Origin of the sequence: Ottowia oryzae (genome assembly GCF_003008535.1) — a bacterium.
Classification (GTDB): Bacteria; Pseudomonadota; Gammaproteobacteria; order Burkholderiales; family Burkholderiaceae_C; genus Ottowia; species Ottowia oryzae.
Map to the genome: position 1 here is coordinate 3,040,254 of NZ_CP027666.1, position 19,467 is coordinate 3,059,720.

Sequence of the window (19,467 nt, forward strand, 5' to 3'; positions counted from 1 at the left end):
TGTCAGCCAAGCGCCAGCAGCTGTTTTGATTCAGATTTAAAAGCATTCCCCCGCCATGAGTTCCGACAGCAAGACCGACTACCGCAAAACCCTCAACCTGCCCGACACGCCCTTCCCCATGCGCGGCGACTTGCCCAAGCGCGAGCCGGGCTGGGTTGAGGAATGGGACGAAAACGGCCTGTACCGCCGCCTGCGCCAGGCGCGCGCGGGGCGCGAGAAATTCATCCTTCACGACGGCCCGCCCTACGCCAATGGTCAGTTGCACGCCGGGCACGCGGTCAACAAGATCCTGAAGGACATGATCGTCAAGACGCGGCAGCTCAAGGGCATGGACGCGCATTACGTGCCGGGCTGGGACTGCCACGGCCTGCCCATCGAAAACCAGATCGAAAAGCTGTACGGCCGCAACCTGAGCCGCGACGAGATGCAGGCCAAGGGCCGCGCCTACGCCACCGAGCAAATCGCGCAGCAGATGGTCAGCTTCAAGCGCCTGGGCGTGCTGGGCGAGTGGGACAACCCGTACAAGACCATGAACTTCGCCAACGAGGCGGGGGAATTGCGCCTGTTCAAGCGCCTGATCGAACGTGGTTACGTCTACCGCGGCCTGAAGCCGGTGTACTGGTGCTTTGACTGCGGATCGGCCCTGGCCGAGGCCGAGATCGAATACCAGGACAAGAAGAGCAACACGGTGGACGTGGCCTTCGAAGCGGCCGAGCCCGGCCAGCTGGCCGCCGCCTTCGGCCTGCCCAAGCTGGACAAACCCGCCTTCGTCGTTATCTGGACGACCACCGCCTGGACCATCCCGGCCAACCAGGCGCTGAACCTCGGCCCGCACATCGAATACGCGCTGGTCGATACGCCCAAGGGCGTGCTGCTGCTGGCCAAGGCGCGGGTCGAAGACAGCCTGAAGCGCTTCGGCCTGGAGGGCACGGTGATCGCCACCGCCATGGGCGACAAGCTGGCGGGCCTGAACTTCAAGCACCCGCTGTACGACGTGCCCAGCGAAGACGGCACCTACGGCTACCGCCGCGTGGCGCCCGTGTACCTGGCCGACTACGCCACCGACACCGACGGCACGGGTATCGTGCACTCGGCGCCCGCCTACGGTATCGAGGATTTCAACTCCTGCGTGGCCCACGGCCTGGCGCATGCCGACATCCTGAACCCGGTGCAAGGCGGCGGCAGCTACGAGGCCGATTGGCCCCTGTTCGGCGGCCTGAACATCTGGAAGGCCGTGCCCGTGGTCATCCAGACGCTGCAGGACGCGGGCCGCCTGCTGGCCACCAGCACCATCACGCACAGCTACCCGCACTGCTGGCGCCACAAGTCGCCCGTGATCTACCGCGCTGCCTCGCAATGGTTCGTGCGCATGGACGAAGGCGAAGGCGTGCTCACGAAGGACAAGGCGCCCGAATCGCTGCGCACCACCGCGCTGCGCGCCATCGAAGACACCAACTTCTACCCGCCCAACGGCAAGGCGCGCCTGCGCGACATGATCGCCGGGCGGCCCGACTGGGTCATCAGCCGCCAGCGCGCCTGGGGCGTGCCGATCGCCTTCTTCCTGCACAAGGACACGGACGAGCTGCACCCGCGCACCCTGGAAATCCTGGACCAGGCGGCCGACATCATCGAGCAAGGCGGCATCGAGGCTTGGAGCCGCGTGACGGCCGAGGAAATCCTGGGCGACGAAGACGCGCAGAACTACCGCAAGTTCAACGACATCCTGGAAGTGTGGTTCGACTCGGGCTCCACCTTCTTCCACGTGCTGTGCGGTACGCACCCGAACGAACATCACGCGGCCATTGACCCGCGCACTGGCGCTCCGGGTCCCGAGGCCGATCTGTACCTGGAAGGCCACGACCAGCACCGCGGCTGGTTCCACAGCTCGCTGCTGCTGGCGTCGGCCATCCGCGGCCGCGCACCTTACCGCAACCTGCTCACCCACGGTTTCACCGTGGACGCGCAAGGCCGCAAGATGAGCAAGTCGCTGGGCAACGGCATCGACTTGACCGAGGCCAACAAGAAGTGGGGCGCGGAAATCCTGCGCCTGTGGGTGGCGTCCAGCGACTATTCGGGCGACATCGCGGGCGACGACAAGATCATGGCGCGGGTGATCGACACCTACCGCCGCATCCGCAACACGCTGCGCTTCCTGCTTGCCAACACCAGCGACTTCGACCCCGTCACCGAAGCCGTGCCGCTAGACCAGCTGCTGGAGGTGGACCGCTGGGCGCTGTCGCGCGCGGCCGAGTTCCAGCGCGAGGTGCTGGCGCACTTCGAGCTGTATGAGTTTCACCCCGTGGTGGCCAAGCTGGCGCTGTTCAGCTCGGAAGACCTGGGCGGCTTCTACCTGGACGTGCTCAAGGACCGCCTGTACACCACCGCGCCCAAGAGCCTGGCACGCCGCAGCGCGCAGACGGCGCTGTGGCACCTGACGCAGGCCATGCTGCGCTGGATGGCGCCCTTCCTCAGCTTTACCGCCGAAGAAGCGTGGAAGATCTTTGGCAACAGCGATTCCATCTTTCTTGAGGAGTTCTGGTCGCTGCCCGAGCCGGATGCAGCGCTGCTGGCCAAGTGGGCGCGCGTGCGTGAAATCCGCGGAATCGTCAATAAGGAAGTTGAAACCCTGCGCGAAAAAGGCCTTATTGGCTCGTCTCTACAAGCGAACGTAACCATCGAGGCCCCGACAACGAAACAAGGGGGGGCAGTTGGTGCTCAATTGCGCTCACAAGGGTTAGATGTCTGGGGCGGAATTGATTACGACCTGCTGCAGAGCTTGGGAGATGACCTCCGGTTTGTCCTTATCACTTCACAAGCTGTGTTGAAGAAAGCCGTAGATGACGGCGGTCACATCCAAGTATCCGCCAGTACGTCGTTGAAGTGCGAACGCTGCTGGCACTACACCGACGACGTCGGCCAAGACGCGACGCACCCCACCCTGTGTGGCCGCTGCATCAGCAACCTGTTCGGCGCGGGCGAAACGCGCACGGTAGCCTGACATGGCCGGCACCCGCTCATCCAGCCGCGCGATGCTGCTGTGGCTGGCGCTGGCCGGCGTGGTGGCTGTGGCCGACCAGCTGATCAAGCAGTACATCCTGGGCAACTACCGCCTGGGCGATAGCACCACCGTCACCAGCTTCTTCAACATCGTTCGGGCGCACAACCCGGGCGCGGCGTTCTCCTTCCTGGCGGGCGCGGGCGGCTGGCAGCGCTGGTTCTTCATCGCGCTGGCCTTGGGCGCGGTGGGCTTCATCGTGTGGCTGCTGCGCGCGCATCCGGGGCAAAAGCTGTTCGCCTTCAGCCTGAGCATGATCATGGGCGGCGCCATCGGCAACGTGGTCGACCGCATGCTGCACGGCTATGTGGTGGACTACCTCGACTTCCACTGGGACTTTCTCGGCGCGCTGTTTCGCGGCGGGCACTTCCCCGCGTTCAACCTGGCCGACGCCGCCATCACGGCGGGCGCCATCGGCCTGATTCTGGACGAGCTGCTGCGCGTGCGCCGGGGGCGCTGACGGGCGCCACCAGCGGCTGCGCTGCCGGTTTGCCAGCCTGGGGCCACAGGGGTAAAGTGGCCTGGGTAGTTACAGCTTGAAGGAGCAACCCATGGTCCGACCCAATGCCGACGATCTTGCCACCGCGATGGGCAAAAGCTGGTGGCTGCTGCTGCTGCGCGGGCTGGTCGCCATCGCGTTCGCCCTGCTGACCTGGCTGCAGCCCGCCGCATCGCTGGCCGCCATGGTGCTGGTCTTCGGCATCTACGTGTTGGCCGACGGCGTGCTGGGTATTTGGGCCGCGCTGTCGGGGCGCAAGAACCACCGCCATTGGTGGGTGCTGCTGCTGTGGGGCCTGGTCAGCGTGGCGGTGGGCGCCATGACCTTTCTGGCCCCCGCCGTCACCGGGCTGGTGCTGCTGATGTACATCGCCGCCTGGGCCATCGTGACGGGCGTGTTGCAGATCGTGGCGGCCTTCCGCCTGCGCAAGGAAATCCAGGGCGAATGGCTGATGGGCCTGATGGGCGTGCTGTCCGTGGCGTTCGGCCTGCTGCTGGTCGCCCAGCCCGGTGCGGGCGCCCTGGCCGTGGCCTGGATCATCGCCACGTACGCGTTCATCTTCGGCGCATTGACGGTGATGATGGCGTTCAAGGTGCGCAAGTTCGCCAACCATTTCGGTTGACCTGGGGGCGCCAGCAGCACAGGCGCCTCGCCCCATTTTCATGAGGCCGGACCATCGCGGCGCGTCGATTGATCGCGTGTGAATCGACGCGCTTTCGCTATCAATTGAATAGCTTCTAGCGCAGGCACCACCTGCGCTAAAAGGCTTTTTCTTTACCCATCCACCTTCGGTCGCCGCTTCAGGCCTCGCCAGCCGCACCCGCAGGCATGCACGGCAGGCGGCGGCGGATCAGGGCAGCAGAATGGTCGATCCGGTGGTCTTGCGCGCTTCCAGCAAGCGGTGGGCGCCCTGCACGTCGGCCAGCGGAAAGCGCTGTTCGATGTGGATCTTGACCTTGCCGCTGCCCACCACGTCGAACAAATCGTCCGCCATAGCCTGGCAGTTTTCGCGCGTGGCGATGTGCGTGAACAGCGTGGCGCGGGTCAGGTAAAGGCTCTTGGGCGCCAGCACGGCGGGCGAAATCGGGGGCACCGGGCCGCTGGCGTTGCCAAAGCTGGCCATCAGGCCGAACGGGCGCAGGCATTCGAGGGATTTGTCCCACGTGTCTTTGCCGACCGAGTCGTACACCACTTTCACGCCCTGGCCGCCGGTGATCTCGCGCACGCGCGCGGCGAAGTCTTCGGTGCGGTAGTTGATGGCGTGCGCGGCGCCATTGGCCAGGGCCAGCTGGCACTTCTCGTCCGAGCCGGCGGTGGCAATCAGCTCATAACCCAGCGCCTTGGCCCACTGGCAGGCGATCAGCCCCACCCCGCCCGCGGCGGCGTGCCACAGGATCTGGTCGCCCGGCTGCAGGCCGCCCACCGGCAAGGTGCGGCGCAGCAGGTATTGCGCGGTCAAGCCCTTGAGCATCATCGCCGCGCCCGTGTCAAAGCCGATGGATTCGGGCAAGCGGCACACCGCCAGCGCCGGCAGCACGCGCGCCTGGCTGTAGCTGCCCGGCGGGTTGCTGGCGTAGGCCGCACGGTCGCCCACCTTGAGGTGCGTCACGCCTTCGCCCACGGCCTCGATCACGCCAGCGCCTTCCATGCCCAGCGTCAACGGCATGGGCAGTGTGTACAGCCCGGTGCGCTGGTACACATCGATGAAGTTCAGGCCGATCGCCTCGTGGCGGATGCGCACCTGCCCGGGGCCGGGCTCACCCACGGGCAAGTCCACCAGTTTCATGACCTCAGGGCCACCGGGTTGATCGATCTGGACGGTCAAAGCCATGCAAAAGCTCCTTAGCTGACAAGAGTGAGTGTGAGGTGTGAAGTGCGCCATGGTGCCACGCTGTGGCGAAGCGCGCTCTGCCCATGGCACCATTGGCGCCCCATGACGACCACCCGCCTTACACCGGCCGCCGCCGCGCTGCTCACCCTGCCGCCCTTCTTGTGGGCGGCCAACGCCGTGGTGGGGCGCCTGGCGGTGCCTTTGATTTCGCCCATCACGCTGAACTTTTTTCGCTGGGTGCTGGCGTTGGGCATCCTGCTGCCGCTGGGGGCGTGGGTGCTGCGGCCGCAGTCAGGGCTGTGGGCGCACTGGCGCCGGTTTGCGCTGCTGGGCCTTCTGGGCGTGGGCGCGTACAACGCCTTGCAGTACCTGGCGCTGCAGACCTCGTCGCCGCTGAACGTGACGCTGGTGGCGTCCAGCATGCCGCTGTGGATGCTGAGCATCGGCCGCCTGTTCTTTCACGCGCCGGTGCAGCGCCAGCAGGTGCTGGGCGCGCTGCTGTCGATAGCGGGCGTGGTGCTGGTGCTGGCGCGGGGCGATTGGGGCCAACTGGCCCGGCTGCGGCTGGTGCCGGGCGATCTGTACATGCTGGCCGCCACCGTGTGCTGGGCCTGGTATTCGTGGCTGCTGTCGCGCCCGAACGAGCCTGGCGCCATTCGCGCCGACTGGGCCGCCTTTTTGCTGGCGCAGATCACCTTCGGGCTGATGTGGTCGGGCGCGATGACGGCGGCGGAATGGTCGGTGGGCGCGGGCCACGTGCAGTGGGGCTGGGCGCTGGCGGCCATCCTGGCCTTCGTGGCGGTGGGCCCGGCCGTCATCGCCTACCGCTGCTGGGGCCTGGGCGTGCAGCGCGCGGGCCCGGCGGCGGCGGGGTTCTTTTCCAACCTGACGCCGGTGTTCGCCGCCGTGATGTCCACCCTGGTGCTGGGCGAGGCGCCCGCCTGGTACCACGGCGTGGCCTTCGCCCTGATCGTGGCGGGCATCGTGGTGTCTTCGCGCCGCTAGGCGTGCACGGCATCGCGGCCTGCAGTGCGCTGCCATTGGCCACACGCCGCAGCACGAACGGCCAAAGGGCGCGTGGCCGTGTGGCCGTGCGCGTCAGTACGTGCCGGGGTACGCCCCGCCGTCCAGCAGGATGTTCTGCCCCGTCAAATAGGCGGCTTGCTGGCTGCACATAAAGGCGCAGACCGCGCCGAACTCGGCCGCCGTGCCAAAGCGCCGCGCCGGAATCTGCGCGGCTTGCTGGGCGCGCACCGCATCCACCGTTTGGCCGCTTTTCTGCGCGGCGCCAGCCATGGTGCCCTTGAGCCGGTCGGTGTCGAACTTGCCGGGCAGCAGGTTGTTCAAGGTCACGCCCCTGGCCGCGATGTCGGGGTTGCGCGCCACGCCCGCCACGAAGCCCGTCAGGCCCGACCGCGCGCCGTTGGACAGGCCCAGGATGTCGATGGGCGCCTTCACCGAGCTGGACGTGATGTTGACGATGCGCCCAAAGCCGCGCGCGATCATGCCGTCGATGGTGGCCTTGATCAGCTCGATGGGCGTGAGCATGTTGGCGTCCAGCGCCTTGATCCAATCGTCGCGGCCCCAGTCACGAAAGGCGCCCGGCGGCGGCCCGCCCGCGTTGGTAACGACGATGTCAAAGTCACCCCGCACTGCGAACACCGCCGCCCTGCCCTCGGCCGTGGTGATGTCGGCCGCCACGTGCAGCACCTGCACGGCGGGATTGGCGGCCTGAATGGCCGCGGCGGTGGTCGCCAGCACCTCTGCCCCGCGCGCCACCAGCAGCACATTCGCGCCTTCGGCAGCCAGCGCTTCGGCGCAGCCACGGCCCAGCCCCTTGCTGGCGCCGCACACCAGCGCCCATTTGCCTTCAATGCCCAGATTCATGGTCTCAGTCCTTTACACACGGGTTCGTCCAACGCGCGCAGCCCACGGCCACGCCGACGGTCGATGATGAAACAAATTGCCCGTCAGCGCAGGTGCATTCAGCGCCGGAAGCTACCAACTCAATAGCAAACGCCCTCACCTGCCCACGCGCCCCGCGCGCGAGAACAGGTAGATGCCGCACACCACCAGCACCGTGCCCGCCACCAGCCAGGGCGTGAACGGCTCGCCCAGCAGCACGATGCCCATGACGATGGTGGCCAGCGGCCCCAGAATGCCCACCTGCGCCGTCAGCACTGGGCCGATGCGCTCGATGGCCATCATCACCAGCAGCACCGGCGCGGCCGTGCACGCCGTGGCGTTCAGCACCGACAGCCACAGCACCTGCGGCGCCACGTGCGCAGCAGACATCGGGCGCAGCAGCAGAAACTGCGCAATGCAGAAAGCGCAAGCCACCGCCGTGGCCCAGCCGCCCAGGCGCAGCGCACCCAGGCGCTGCACGAATTCGCCGCTGTAGAAGAGGTACAGCGAATAACTGAAGGTGGACATGAACACCAGCAGCGCGCCCCACGCCGTGGCGCCGCCGGGCGCCACGCGCAGCTCCACCCCGAACACCAGCAGCGCCCCGGCGTAGCTGACGGCCATGGCCACCCATTGCGCGCGCGACACGGGCTGGCCCTTCACGCGCCAGTTCAGCAGCAGCACCAGCGTGGGGCCCAGGTACAGGATCAGCCTCTCTAAGCTGGCGCTGATGTACTGCAGGCCAGCAAAGTCGAGCATGCTGGACAGGTAGTAGCCCGAAAAGCCCAGCGCCACCACGCCTGCCCAGTCGCGCGGCGTGAGCGGCGGTTTGCCGCGCCCCGCCCACCACGCCATCACCAGGAAGAACGGCAGCGCGAACACCATGCGCAGCATGATGAGCGTGACCGCGTCCACCCCATAGCGGTAAGCCAGCTTGACGATGATCGCCTTGCCGCTGAAGGCGATGGCGCCACCGATCGCCATGCCCAGGCCAGCCGCTATGCTTTTGGAAGCTGCTGGCGCTGGTGCAGCCTGCGCTGTAGGCCGATTTGTCATGGAACCAGCCAGGTGCAATTCACAAGGCCGGGCATCAGTAACCCGCCACCTGGCCGTCGCGCCGAGGGTCGCTGGCCGCCACGTAGCGCGCCGCGCTGCGCGCTTTAGCAGGGTTGCCAAGATCGTCATCCAGCCGCCAGATGAACTGCCCGGCGCCAAAGTCCTGGTACACGTCGTTGTGCGCGGCCAGCTGGTGCCCGCGTGCGCGCAGCCCTTCGGCGACGTGCGCAGGCGCGGTGGGCTCCAGGTTGACGCTCAGGCCCTGGTTCACGCGCCAGCGCGGCGCGTCGCACGCGGTCTGCGGGTTTTGCCCAAAGTCGACCATGCGCAGCACCGTTTGCACATGGCCTTGCGGCTGCATGTGCGCGCCCATCACGCCAAAGCTCATCACCGGCTGCCCCGCGCGCGTGACAAAGGCGGGCACGATGGTGTGAAACGGCCGCTTGCCCGGCGCCACCTCGTTGGGGCTGCCCGGTGTCAGGCTGAAGCCGTGGCCGCGGTTTTGCAGGCTGATGCCAAAGTCCGGCTCGACACAGCCAGAACCAAAACCCAGGTAGTTGCTCTGGATGAAGCTGACCATCATTCCGCTGTCGTCGGCCGCAGTGAGGTAGATGGTGCCGCCCGTGGGCTGCAGGCCGGGGCCGAAGTCCTGCGCGCGCTGCATGTCGATCAGCGCCGCGCGGCTTTGCAGGTAGCCCGCGTCCAGCATCTGCTGGGCCGTCACGGCCATAGCTGACGGTTCGGCCACATGGCGGTAGACATCGGCAAAGGCCAGCTTCATCGCCTCGATCTGGAGGTGGTAGCTGGCGGCGCTGTCCAGCCCCAGCGCGGGCATGTCGAAGTGCGACAAGATGCCCAGCGCCATCAGCGCCGCAATGCCCTGCGTGCTGGGGCCGATTTCATGCAGGGTGTAGCCGCGGTAGTCCATGCTGAGCGGCGCGACCCATTCCGGCTGGTAGGCGGCCAGATCGGCCTGACTCAGCACGCCGCCGTGCGCGGTGGCAAAGCGCTCGATGGCCGCGGCGATCTCGCCCTGGTAGAACGCAGCGCCCCGCGTTTCGCCAATCAGCCGCAGGGCGCGCGCGGCGTTGGGCATGCGAAACACTTCGCCCACCGCAGGCGGCCGACCGTTGGGCAGAAACGTGGCCGCGAAGCCGGGTTGTGCGCCGAGTTCTGCTGCGCCTGCGGCCCATTTGGGTTGCATCACCACGGGCACCAGGTAACCGTTCTCAGCCAGATCGACCGCTGGCGCCAGCACCTGATCGAAAGGCAGCCGGCCAAAGCGCTGATGCAACGCCGCCCACGCGCCGACCGCGCCCGGCACCGTGACGCTGTCGATGCCGCGCAAAGGCGGTGACGACGCGCCAGCGCCGTATTTGCGCTGGAAGTACGCGCTGCTCCAGCCCTGCGGCGCCGGGCCGGAAGCGTTGAGCCCATGCAGCTGCTGCCCGTCCCAAAGGATGCAGAACGCATCGCTGCCCAGGCCGTTGCCGGTGGGCTCGCACACGGTCATCGCGGCGGCGGTGGCCACGGCCGCATCCACCGCATTGCCGCCCTGGCGCAGCACCGCCAGACCAGCCTGCGCGGCGATGGGCTGCGACGTGGCCACCAGGTTGCGCGCAAAGACGGGCAGGCGGGCGCTGGGGTAAGGGTTGGCGTAGTCGAACTTCATGCGCAGAACGGGCGAGGAGGTTGGATGGGGTGGCGCCGAACGGCAGTGAGACCACGGCGCATCGGGCATTGTCGGCCCGACGCGGCGGCGGCGTGCGCCGGGCAAGAAAAAACGGCACCAAGGTGCCGTTTTCTCGTTGCGCAGCGCGTGTGGCGCACTACTCTTCGACGAAGGCCTCTTCGCGGCTCTTCTTCACAGCCGGCAGCAGCACGATGATCAACAGCAGCAGCGCCATGCCCAGCAGCGTGGCCGACAGGGGCCGGGTGACCAGCACGCTCCAGTCGCCACGCGACAGCAGCAGCGCCCGCCGCAGGTTCTCTTCCATCATGGGGCCCAGGATAAAGCCCAGCAGCAGCGGCGCCGGCTCCATGCCCAGTTTGATGAAGATGTAGCCGATGATGCCGAACCAGCCCACCATCCACACGTCCCACGTGTTGTTGTTGGTGGAGTACACCCCGATGGCACAGAACAGCACGATGGCCGGGAACAGCCAGCGGTAGGGCACCGACAGCAGCTTGATCCAGATGCCGATCAAGGGCAGGTTCAGCACGATCAGCATCAGGTTGCCGATCCACATCGAAGCGATCAGGCCCCAGAACAGCTCAGGGTTGCTGGTCATCACCTGCGGGCCCGGCTGGATGTTGTGGATCGTCATGGCGCCCACCATCAGCGCCATCACGGCGTTGGGCGGAATGCCCAGCGTCAGCAGCGGGATGAACGAGGTTTGCGAACCGGCGTTGTTGGCCGATTCGGGCGAAGCCACGCCGCGGATGTTGCCCTTGCCGAAAGGCACTTCGCCCGGCCGCAGCTTGGTTTTCTTCTCGACCGTGTACGCGGCAAACGCCGCCAGCATGGCGCCGCCGCCCGGCAAAATGCCCAGCGCCGAGCCAATGGCCGTTCCACGCAGGATGGCGGGCATCATCAGCTTCCAGTCTTGCTTGGTCGGGTAGATGTGCTCGACCTTGCCGGTGAACACGTCGCGCTTTTCACCGGGGTTGGACAGGTTGGCGATGATCTCGCCATAGCCAAAGACGCCCATGGCAATCACGATGAAGCCAATGCCGTCGGTCAGCTCGGGCACATCGAACGAATAGCGCGCCACGCCGGAGTTGACGTCGGTACCGACCAGGCCGAGCAGCAGGCCCAGCACGATCATGCCGATGGCCTTGATGAGCGAGCCGGACGCCAGCACCACCGCGCCAATCAGGCCCAGGATCATCAGCGAGAAGTATTCGGCCGGGCCGAACTTGAACGCCACTTCGGTCAAAGGCGCGGCAAAGGCCGCGAGGATCAAGGTGCCCACGCAGCCGGCGATGAACGAGCCAATGCCAGCCGAAGCCAGCGCCGGCCCCGCCCGGCCCTTTCGGGCCATCTGGTAGCCGTCGATCACCGTGACGACAGACGACGATTCACCCGGCAGGTTGACCAGAATGGCGGTGGTGGAGCCGCCGTATTGGGCGCCGTAATAGATGCCCGCCAGCATGATCAGCGCCGCCACCGGGGGCAGCGCGTAGGTCGCCGGCAACAGCATGGCGATCGTTGCCACAGGGCCGACACCGGGCAGCACCCCGATCAGCGTGCCCAACAGGCAGCCGATGAAGGCGTACAGCAGGTTCTGCATCGTGAAAGCGACGGAGAACCCGAGCGAGAGGTTGTTGATCAGATCCATGGTGATGTCCTCGCGCTCAACCTGAGATGAAGCTCGGCCAGACCTGGAACTGCAGGTTCAAGCCCCAGACGAACGCGGCCCAGCTGCCTACCGCGAGAACGATGGCCAGGATCAGCACTTCGATGAACTTGAATTCCGAGCCGGCCAGTGCCGACAGGAAAGTCAGCCCGAAGATCGCAGCGATCAGGCCCATCGCCGGGATGCCCAGGCTGGGCATGCCGCCCAGCAGGATGCCGAACACGAAGTTGGCCAGGATGATCAGCACCAGGGGCTTCCATGCCCATTGGCCAATTGGCTCGCCGTCGGCCGTCTCCACGACCATGGCGCGGATCATCACAATCGCGCCAATCACGGCCAGGACGATGCCCAGCAGGAGTGGGAAGTAACCAGGCCCCATGCGGGCCCCGTCACCGATGTTGTAGTTCGTCGCGCCCCAGGCAAAGGCAATGCCGATGCCCATGTACAAGAGGCCGGCGAAAAAGTCCTTTTGACTTTTTATGCGCACGCTTCGTCTCCTCAGATGCAAGTTGCAACGGGGATTGTGACGACGCGTTGAAGCGTGAAGGATGTGGGTTTCACCTACCCTGGCTGGGGATTACCCCTAGGGAAAAGACGAACACCCGCATCGAAAAAAACCCACGCAGCCACCGCAAGAGTGGCCGCGCAGGGGCGCCGCAAGCGGCCCGCCTTCAGGTCAGCGGCGGCGTGGCGGCGACGACTTCTTCCAGCGTGGTCAGCCCCTCGGCCGCGCGCATGGCGCCGGCCAGGCGCAAGGGGCGCATGCCGTCCAGCACCGCCTGCTTGCGCAGCGCACCCATGCTGGCGCCTTCGTGCACCTGCCCGCGGAAAGCTTCGGTGACGGTCAACAGTTCATAAATCCCAAGCCGCCCACGGAAACCCGTCATCCGGCAGTCGACACAACCGACCGGTTTGTAGGGCCGGTAGTTGCCGCTGTTGATCTTCCAGGGCTTGACGGCCTCGGCGAGCAATTCCGTCGTACCGCGCTCGTCGGGCTGCTTGCACAACGGGCACAGTGTGCGCACCAGGCGCTGTGCCAACACGCCCAGGATGGTGGCGTTCAGCAGGTAGGCGGGCACGCCCAACTCCATCAGCCGGGTCAGCGCCGAAGGGGCGTCGTTGGTGTGCAGCGTGCTGAAGACCAAGTGGCCCGTCAGCGCGGCCTGTACCGCCATTTCAGCCGTCTCCAGATCGCGGATCTCACCGATCATGATGATGTCAGGGTCTTGGCGCATCAGCGCACGCACGCCTTCGGCGAAGCTGAAATCGAGCTGCGGCTGCACCTGCGTCTGGTTCAGCGCGGGGTCGATCTTTTCGATCGGGTCTTCAATGGTGCTGACGTTCACCTCTTCCGTGGCAACCCGGCGCAACGTGGAATACAAGGTGGTCGTCTTGCCCGAGCCCGTCGGGCCGGTGACCAGAATGATCCCGTGCGGCCTTTGCACCAGGCTTTCCCATCGCTCGGCATCGTGTGGGGTGAACCCCAGCGCCGCCAGGTCTTTGACCGCCGTGTCGGGATCGAAAATGCGCATCACCAGCTTTTCACCGAACGCGGTGGGCAGCGTGGACAAGCGCATTTCAAACTCATCGCCGTTCGGCCCGCGTGTCTTGATGCGGCCGTCCTGCGGGCGGCGGCGCTCCACCACGTCCATGCGGCCCAGCAGTTTGACCCGCGCGGTGATGGCGTTCATCACACCCGGCGGCACCTGGTAGACCGGGTGCAGCACCCCGTCGATACGGAAGCGGATCACGCCCTGGTCGCGGCGCGGCTCGAGGTGGATGTCGCTGGCGCGCTGATCGAACGCGTACTGCCACAACCAGTCGACCACCTGGATCACGCCCTGGTCGTTGGCGTCCAGTTGGCGGCCTGATTTGCCCAGCTCCACCAGCTGCTCGAAGCTGGCCACGCCCGTCGTGCCGCCGGTCTTGACCGCCGCGCGCACCGACTTGGCCAGGGCGAAGAATTCGGCCGTGTAGCGCTTGATGTCCAGCGGGTTGGCGACCACGCGGCGCACCTTGCGGCGCGACTGGCGCTCTACCTCTCCCACCCATTCCTGAATGAACGGCTCGCTGGTGGCCACCACCACTTCGCTGGGGCCGACCAGCACCGGCAGCACCTTGTGCCGCTCGGCGTAGTTGGCGCTCATCACGTCGCCCACCTTGCCCGCGTCCACCTTCAGCGGATCGATGCGCATGTAGTCCAGCCCGGCGCGGCGGGCGAGGAACTGCGTCAGCTCGTCGAGATCCAGCGGTTGGCCGTCGGACTGGCGCAGGATGCCCACCGCCGCCAGTCGCACCAGCGGGGGTTGCGAGCTCTCGCCCTGCGAACAGCGCGCGATCGTGCGGTCGGCCTCGTCCTGCGAGATGACGCCGTCTTCCTGCAACCAATCCACAAGATGGCGCCAGGCCAGCGGCCCCTGGTAGGCCTGCACTTGCGCCGTCAGCGGCGCGGGGCGGGATGCGGTTTTCATTTTTCGACTGCCTTGAATACCTTGAGCCATTTGCGCGCGGGCAGATCCCAGCGCGCTTCTATCACTTCGGCGCGCGCCTCCAGCGCCGCACGCTTCGGCCGCTGCGGCGTGCGCTGGGCCAGCAAGACGGTGTTGCCCTCGCGTGTGGGCTTGAAGGCCCAGACTGCGTCTGCGCCAAACACCTGGCTGATGCGCGACAGGCTGCGCTCGAAACTGGCGGTGCGGCCAAACAGGTTGACCGTCATGCAGCCCTCGTCCGTCAGCAGGCGCCGGCAATCGGCGTAGAAATCCTCGCTGTCCAGCACCGGGCCGGCGGCGTCTTCGTCGTACAGGTCGACGGCCAGCGCGTCGACCGTGCCCAGCCACTGCGGATCCTGAATTTCTCGCGCGGCATCGGCTATGACCACGCGCAGGCGCTCATCCTGCGGCGGCAGACGCATCCACGCCTGGCAGACATCGGCAACGCGCGGATTGATCTCTACCGCCGTGCAGGTCATTCTCAGTTTTTTATAGCAGAACTTCGTTATGGCGCCTGCGCCAAGGCCCAATTGCATGGCATGCCTGCCTGCTACGGTATCGGGCGGCACGAACAGCAGCCACGCCATCATGCGCTGCACGTATTCCAGGTCGATATCGAAAGGCGCCTTGATGCGCATCGAGCCCTGCACCCATTCGGTTCCAAGGTGCAGGTAACGAATGCCGTCGCTTTCAGAAAGATTGACCTCCGACGAGGCCGAGACATCACTTTTCACAGATTCATTATTCCCCACGCCAGCGCCGCCCAAGCGCGGCAAACCGGCCTAGCGTGACAAAGGGCCGGGGCAACAGGCGGCGTCGCGCGGGTAAGGCCTTGCCTGATGCCAGCAAAAGCCCGGCAGCGGCGCTTACTGCGGGCCGCGCAGCGCGTCGGCCAGACGATGGGCGCAAGCCTCGGCCTGGGCGCCATCGCGCGCTTCGACCATCACGCGCACCACCGGTTCGGTGCCACTGGGGCGGATCAACACCCGGCCGCTGCCCGCCAGCTCTGCCTCGACGGCCTGGGTAACCGCCGGCAATTCGGGCGCAGCGCGCCAATCCTGCCCAGCAGGCAAACGCACGTTGATCAAGGTCTGCGGGAACAAGGTCACGTCGGCCAGCAACTCGGCCAGCGTCTGGCCGCTGGCCACGCAGGCGCGCAGCACCTGCAGGGCCGACACCAGGCCGTCACCGGTGCTGTGCCTGTCCAGCGCCAGCAGGTGGCCAGAGCCTTCGCCGCCCAGCGTCCAGCCGCGCGCAAGCAGCTCTTCCAGCACATAGCGGTCGCCCACCTTGGCGCGCACAAAGTCGTAGCCCAGGCGCTTGAGCGCAAGCTCCACCGCCATGTTGGTCATCAAGGTGCCCACCACGCCGCCCAACTCAGGGCCGCGCTGCGTGCCCTTGGCGCGCAGGTGCGCCAGGCGGTCGGCGGCCAGCAGGTACAGCAATTCGTCGCCGTTGAACAGGCGCCCCGTGCGGTCGACCATCTGCAGGCGGTCGGCGTCGCCATCCAGCGCAATGCCGTAGTCGGCGTGGTGCGCCAGCACCGCCGCGATGAGCTTCTGGGGGTGCGTGGCCCCCACGCCGTCGTTGATGTTCAGCCCATCGGGCGTGCAGCCAATGGCGATGACCTCGGCGCCCAGCTCGTGGAAAACCTTGGGCGCGATCTGGTAGGCAGCGCCGTTGGCGGCGTCGACCACCAGCTTCAGGCCACGCAAGGAAAGCCAGTGGCTGAAGGTGCTCTTGCAGAACTCGATGTAGCGGCCAGCCGCGTCGTCCAGGCGGCGCGCACGCCCCAGGTGGCTGGAGTCGGCCCACTGCGGCGCTTCGTCCAGGGCGGCTTCCACGTCCTGTTCCCACTGGTCAGGCAGCTTGGTGCCCGCACCGCTGAAGAATTTGATGCCGTTGTCGGCAAACGGGTTGTGGCTGGCACTGATGACAATGCCCAGGTCTGCCCTCTGCGCCCGCGTGAGGTACGCCACCGCGGGCGTGGGCACCGGGCCCAGCAGCACGACATCTGCACCGGCAGAGTTCAAGCCCGATTCCAGCGCGCTTTCGAGCATGTAGCCGGATATGCGCGTGTCTTTGCCGATCAACACGGTGGGCCGGGGCTGGCTTTGCCGCAGCACCCGCCCCACGGCGTGCCCCAGGCGCAGCACGAAGTCGGGCGTGATGGGCGACTGCCCCACCGTGCCTCGAATGCCATCGGTTCCAAAGTATTTACGGGCCATACGCTTCAACCTCCTGCGCCAGCAGCTACTGTTTTCATAGTCTTCGTCGACCAACAGGGATTATTCCCCAGCCCGGCGCAACGCCCGGGCGGGAGCCACGCTGTCTGTTGCGTCAGGTTAAACCAGCCGTTGTGAAGAACCGGCCTGCACCGCCACGGCGCGCCAGACTTGCAGCGCCTGCACGGTTTCGCGCACGTCGTGCACCCGCACGATGCGCGCACCGCGCTCTGCAGCCAGCACGGCCGCCGCCACGCTGCCACCCAAGCGCTGCGCGGCAGGCGGAACGTTGCCTTGCGCGTCGGCCGAAACCGCGCCAATCGACGACTTGCGCGACCAGCCAACGAGCAGCGGATAGCCCGGCTGCAACAGCTCGGACTGCCTGGCCAACAGGGCGTAGTTCTGCGCCACGGTCTTGCCGAACCCGATGCCCGGGTCTATGGCAATTCGGGCCTTTTGAACCCCCAGCGCTTGCAGTGCTTGCGCTGAACGCTCCAAGAACAGGAGCACTTCAGGCACCACGTCACCGTCCATCGGCTGAAGCTGCATCGTCGAAGGGTCGCCGTGCATGTGCATCACGCAGACGCCGCACGCCGGGTGCGCGCGCACGACATCCGTGGCGCTGGGGCCGCCGTCGGTGCCGGCTCGTCGCAACGCCCACACGTCGTTGATGATGTCGGCGCCCAAATCGAGCACCGCCGACATGACCTCGGGCTTGGACGTGTCCACCGAGATGGGCACGTTGAATTTGACGGCCTCGCGCACGACTGGCAGTACCCGCTGAAGCTCTTGCTCGACCGACACGCCACCGCTGCCCGGGCGCGTCGATTCGCCGCCGATGTCGAGCATGTGCGCACCGTCCTTCAGCAACCGTTCGCAATGCCGAAGCGCGTGCACCGGATCGTGGAATTGGCCGCCGTCAGAAAACGAATCCGGCGTCAGGTTGACGATACCCATGACCTGCGGCTCGCTGAGGTCAATGTCGAATCGTGTGGTTTTCCATTGCATGGCGGTGACTCGGTTGGGGCCCACAAAAAGCAAGCGGGGCCATCGGCCCCGCTGCGGTGGTCAACGCCCGGCTTGCGGGCGTTGGTTGGCGTCAAGCAGCGCTGGGCGCTGGATCGGCAGGCTTGGTCACCTCGGAGGGCGTCCCGCCGCTGCCGCCCGACGAAGGCGTACGCGGTGTGAAGTCCTTAGGCGGGCGCGGCGCGCGGCCGGCCATGATGTCGTCCAGCTGCTCGGCATCGATGGTTTCCCATTCCAGCAAAGCCTTGGCCATGGCGTGCATCTTGTCCTGGTTGTCTTCGATCAGCTTGCGCGCCAGCGCGTACTGCTCGTCGATGATGCGGCGCACTTCGCCGTCCACCTTCTGCATGGTGGCGCCGCTGATGTTGGTGGTCTTGGTCACGCTGCGGCCCAGGAACACCTCGCCCTCGTTCTCGGCATAGACCATCGGGCCCATGACCTCGCTCATGCCGTACTTCATGACCATGTCGCGGGCCAGGTTGGTGGCGCGCTCGAAGTCGTTGCTGGCGCCGGTGGTCATCTGGTTCATGAACACTTCTTCCGCAATGCGGCCGCCGAACAGCATGCTGATCTGGTTCAGCATGTATTCCTTGTCATAGCTGTAGCGGTCGTTCTCGGGCAGGCTCATGGTCACGCCCAGCGCGCGCCCGCGCGGGATGATGGTGACCTTGTGGACCGGGTCGCACTTGGGCAGCAGCTTGCCGATGAGTGCGTGGCCAGATTCGTGGTAGGCCGTGTTGCGGCGCTCTTCCTCGGGCATGACCATGCTCTTGCGCTCGGGGCCCATGAAGATCTTGTCCTTGGCCTTCTCGAAATCCTGCATCTCGACCACACGCGCATTGCGGCGCGCGGCCATCAGCGCGGCTTCGTTGCACAGGTTGGCCAGATCGGCGCCGCTCATGCCGGGGGTACCTCGGGCGATCACGTTGGGGCTAACGTCTTGCCCAATCGGGATCTTGCGCATGTGCACGTTCAGGATCTGTTCGCGGCCGCGGATGTCCGGCAGCGTCACGTAGACCTGGCGGTCGAAGCGGCCGGGACGCAGCAAGGCGGCGTCCAGGATGTCGGGGCGGTTGGTGGCGGCCACCACGATCACGCCGAGGTTGGTCTCGAAGCCGTCCATCTCGACCAGCATCTGGTTGAGGGTCTGTTCGCGCTCGTCGTTGCCGCCGCCCAAGCCGGCGCCGCGCTGGCGGCCCACGGCGTCGATTTCGTCGATGAAGATGATGCAGGGGGCGTTCTTCTTGGCGTTTTCGAACATGTCGCGCACACGGGCCGCGCCCACGCCGACGAACATTTCGACGAAGTCGGAGCCGGAAATGCTGAAGAAGGGTACCTTGGCCTCGCCAGCGATGGACTTGGCCAGCAAGGTCTTGCCGGTGCCCGGAGGGCCGACCAGCAGCAAACCGCGCGGAATGCGGCCGCCCAGCTTCTGGAACTTCTGCGGGTCTTTCAGGAAGTCCACGACTTCCTTGACTTCTTCCTTGGCTTCATCGCAGCCAGCCACATCAGCAAAGGTAACCTGGTTGGTGTTCTCGTCCAGCATGCGCGCCTTGGACTTGCCGAAGCTGAACGCGCCGCCCTTGCCACCGCCCTGCATCTGGCGCATGAAGTACACCCACACGCCGATCAACAGCAGCATCGGGCCCCAGCTGACCAGCAGCGTGGTCAGCAGCGAGCCTTCTTCGCGCGGTTTGACGTCAAACTTGACGTTGTGGTTGATCAGGTCGCCGACCAGCCCGCGATCGAGGTAGGTGGCTTGGGTGCGCACGCGGCGGTCGTCGTTCATCACGGCGACGATGTCGGTACCACCGGGGCTTTCCTGGATGGTGGCTTCCTTCACGCGGTTGTTGCGCACATCTTCCAGAAAATCCGAGTAGCCCACATGCGACGAATTCGCCATGCGGCCGCCGTCGAACTGTTTGAACACAGTGAACAGCACCATCGCGATCACCATCCAAACGGCGATCTTCGAGAACCATTGATTCTTCAAGGCTTACGCTCCAGAGTCAGCAAAATGCC

At 66.1% G+C, this 19,467-nt stretch carries 15 protein-coding genes; 4 read left to right on the forward strand and 11 right to left on the reverse strand.

Annotated features, from left to right (window positions below):
* Positions 1-55: 55 nt before the first annotated feature.
* The 3 genes from ileS to C6570_RS13885 all read left to right on the forward strand — a co-directional run bounded on the left by ileS (position 56) and on the right by C6570_RS13885 (position 4,176).
* Positions 56-2,998, forward strand: a complete 2,943-nt coding sequence (ileS, locus tag C6570_RS13875; protein WP_106703748.1) for an isoleucine--tRNA ligase — start codon at positions 56-58, stop codon at positions 2,996-2,998.
* 1 nt (position 2,999) lies between these two features.
* Complete coding sequence (lspA, locus tag C6570_RS13880) at positions 3,000-3,515, forward strand: signal peptidase II (RefSeq protein WP_106703749.1); 516 nt, start codon at positions 3,000-3,002, stop codon at positions 3,513-3,515.
* Between the two features lie 91 nt (positions 3,516-3,606).
* Positions 3,607-4,176, forward strand: coding sequence for an HdeD family acid-resistance protein (locus C6570_RS13885; protein WP_106703750.1), 570 nt, complete (start codon positions 3,607-3,609; stop codon positions 4,174-4,176).
* 228 nt (positions 4,177-4,404) lie between these two features.
* Here C6570_RS13885 and C6570_RS13890 read toward each other — a convergent pair whose 3' ends face one another.
* Positions 4,405-5,385 (reverse strand): quinone oxidoreductase family protein, encoded by a 981-nt coding sequence (locus C6570_RS13890; RefSeq protein ID WP_106703751.1) that lies wholly within the window; start codon positions 5,383-5,385, stop codon positions 4,405-4,407.
* Between the two features lie 102 nt (positions 5,386-5,487).
* Between C6570_RS13890 and C6570_RS13895 the strand changes: the two genes are divergently transcribed.
* Positions 5,488-6,390: a DMT family transporter gene (locus tag C6570_RS13895; RefSeq protein WP_106703752.1), complete on the forward strand. Its 903-nt coding sequence runs from the start codon at positions 5,488-5,490 to the stop codon at positions 6,388-6,390.
* 93 nt (positions 6,391-6,483) lie between these two features.
* Here the strand turns inward: C6570_RS13895 and C6570_RS13900 are convergent, their stop codons facing one another.
* The 10 genes from C6570_RS13900 to ftsH form a co-directional block, all read right to left on the reverse strand.
* Positions 6,484-7,272 (reverse strand): SDR family oxidoreductase, encoded by a 789-nt coding sequence (locus C6570_RS13900; protein WP_106703753.1) that lies wholly within the window; start codon positions 7,270-7,272, stop codon positions 6,484-6,486.
* A gap of 135 nt (positions 7,273-7,407) precedes the next feature.
* Positions 7,408-8,346 (reverse strand): DMT family transporter, encoded by a 939-nt coding sequence (locus C6570_RS13905; RefSeq protein ID WP_106703754.1) that lies wholly within the window; start codon positions 8,344-8,346, stop codon positions 7,408-7,410.
* 34 nt (positions 8,347-8,380) lie between these two features.
* Positions 8,381-10,018: a gamma-glutamyltransferase family protein gene (locus tag C6570_RS13910; protein WP_106703755.1), complete on the reverse strand. Its 1,638-nt coding sequence runs from the start codon at positions 10,016-10,018 to the stop codon at positions 8,381-8,383.
* Positions 10,019-10,175: 157 nt separating this feature from the next.
* Positions 10,176-11,687, reverse strand: coding sequence for a tripartite tricarboxylate transporter permease (locus C6570_RS13915; RefSeq protein WP_106703756.1), 1,512 nt, complete (start codon positions 11,685-11,687; stop codon positions 10,176-10,178).
* Positions 11,688-11,703: 16 nt separating this feature from the next.
* A complete protein-coding gene (locus C6570_RS13920) occupies positions 11,704-12,192 on the reverse strand; it encodes a tripartite tricarboxylate transporter TctB family protein (protein WP_106703757.1) in 489 nt (162 codons plus the stop codon).
* 184 nt (positions 12,193-12,376) lie between these two features.
* A complete protein-coding gene (gene tfpB, locus C6570_RS13925; RefSeq protein ID WP_106703758.1) occupies positions 12,377-14,176 on the reverse strand; it encodes a type IV pilus assembly ATPase TfpB in 1,800 nt (599 codons plus the stop codon).
* A complete protein-coding gene (locus C6570_RS13930; protein ID WP_106704707.1) occupies positions 14,173-14,928 on the reverse strand; it encodes a class I SAM-dependent methyltransferase in 756 nt (251 codons plus the stop codon). The genes tfpB and C6570_RS13930 overlap by 4 nt, the downstream gene beginning before the upstream one ends.
* 132 nt (positions 14,929-15,060) lie before the next feature.
* Positions 15,061-16,422, reverse strand: coding sequence for a phosphoglucosamine mutase (gene glmM / locus C6570_RS13935; RefSeq protein ID WP_106703759.1), 1,362 nt, complete (start codon positions 16,420-16,422; stop codon positions 15,061-15,063).
* Between the two features lie 117 nt (positions 16,423-16,539).
* Positions 16,540-17,427, reverse strand: coding sequence for a dihydropteroate synthase (gene folP, locus C6570_RS13940; protein WP_106703760.1), 888 nt, complete (start codon positions 17,425-17,427; stop codon positions 16,540-16,542).
* A 91-nt stretch (positions 17,428-17,518) separates the two neighbouring features.
* Positions 17,519-19,438, reverse strand: coding sequence for an ATP-dependent zinc metalloprotease FtsH (ftsH, locus tag C6570_RS13945; protein WP_106703761.1), 1,920 nt, complete (start codon positions 19,436-19,438; stop codon positions 17,519-17,521).
* Between the last annotated feature and the right edge of the window lie 29 nt (positions 19,439-19,467).

Coding starts and splice junctions, on each gene's coding strand:
- lspA (WP_106703749.1), top strand. CDS start 3,000: ATGGCCGGCACCCGCTCATCCAGCCGCGCGATGCTGCTGTGGCTGGCG.
- glmM (WP_106703759.1), bottom strand. CDS start 16,422: ATGGCCCGTAAATACTTTGGAACCGATGGCATTCGAGGCACGGTGGGG.
- ileS (WP_106703748.1), top strand. CDS start 56: ATGAGTTCCGACAGCAAGACCGACTACCGCAAAACCCTCAACCTGCCC.
- C6570_RS13890 (WP_106703751.1), bottom strand. CDS start 5,385: ATGGCTTTGACCGTCCAGATCGATCAACCCGGTGGCCCTGAGGTCATG.
- C6570_RS13900 (WP_106703753.1), bottom strand. CDS start 7,272: ATGAATCTGGGCATTGAAGGCAAATGGGCGCTGGTGTGCGGCGCCAGC.
- C6570_RS13905 (WP_106703754.1), bottom strand. CDS start 8,346: ATGACAAATCGGCCTACAGCGCAGGCTGCACCAGCGCCAGCAGCTTCC.
- tfpB (WP_106703758.1), bottom strand. CDS start 14,176: ATGAAAACCGCATCCCGCCCCGCGCCGCTGACGGCGCAAGTGCAGGCC.
- C6570_RS13885 (WP_106703750.1), top strand. CDS start 3,607: ATGGTCCGACCCAATGCCGACGATCTTGCCACCGCGATGGGCAAAAGC.
- C6570_RS13910 (WP_106703755.1), bottom strand. CDS start 10,018: ATGAAGTTCGACTACGCCAACCCTTACCCCAGCGCCCGCCTGCCCGTC.
- C6570_RS13895 (WP_106703752.1), top strand. CDS start 5,488: ATGACGACCACCCGCCTTACACCGGCCGCCGCCGCGCTGCTCACCCTG.
- C6570_RS13915 (WP_106703756.1), bottom strand. CDS start 11,687: ATGGATCTGATCAACAACCTCTCGCTCGGGTTCTCCGTCGCTTTCACG.
- folP (WP_106703760.1), bottom strand. CDS start 17,427: ATGCAATGGAAAACCACACGATTCGACATTGACCTCAGCGAGCCGCAG.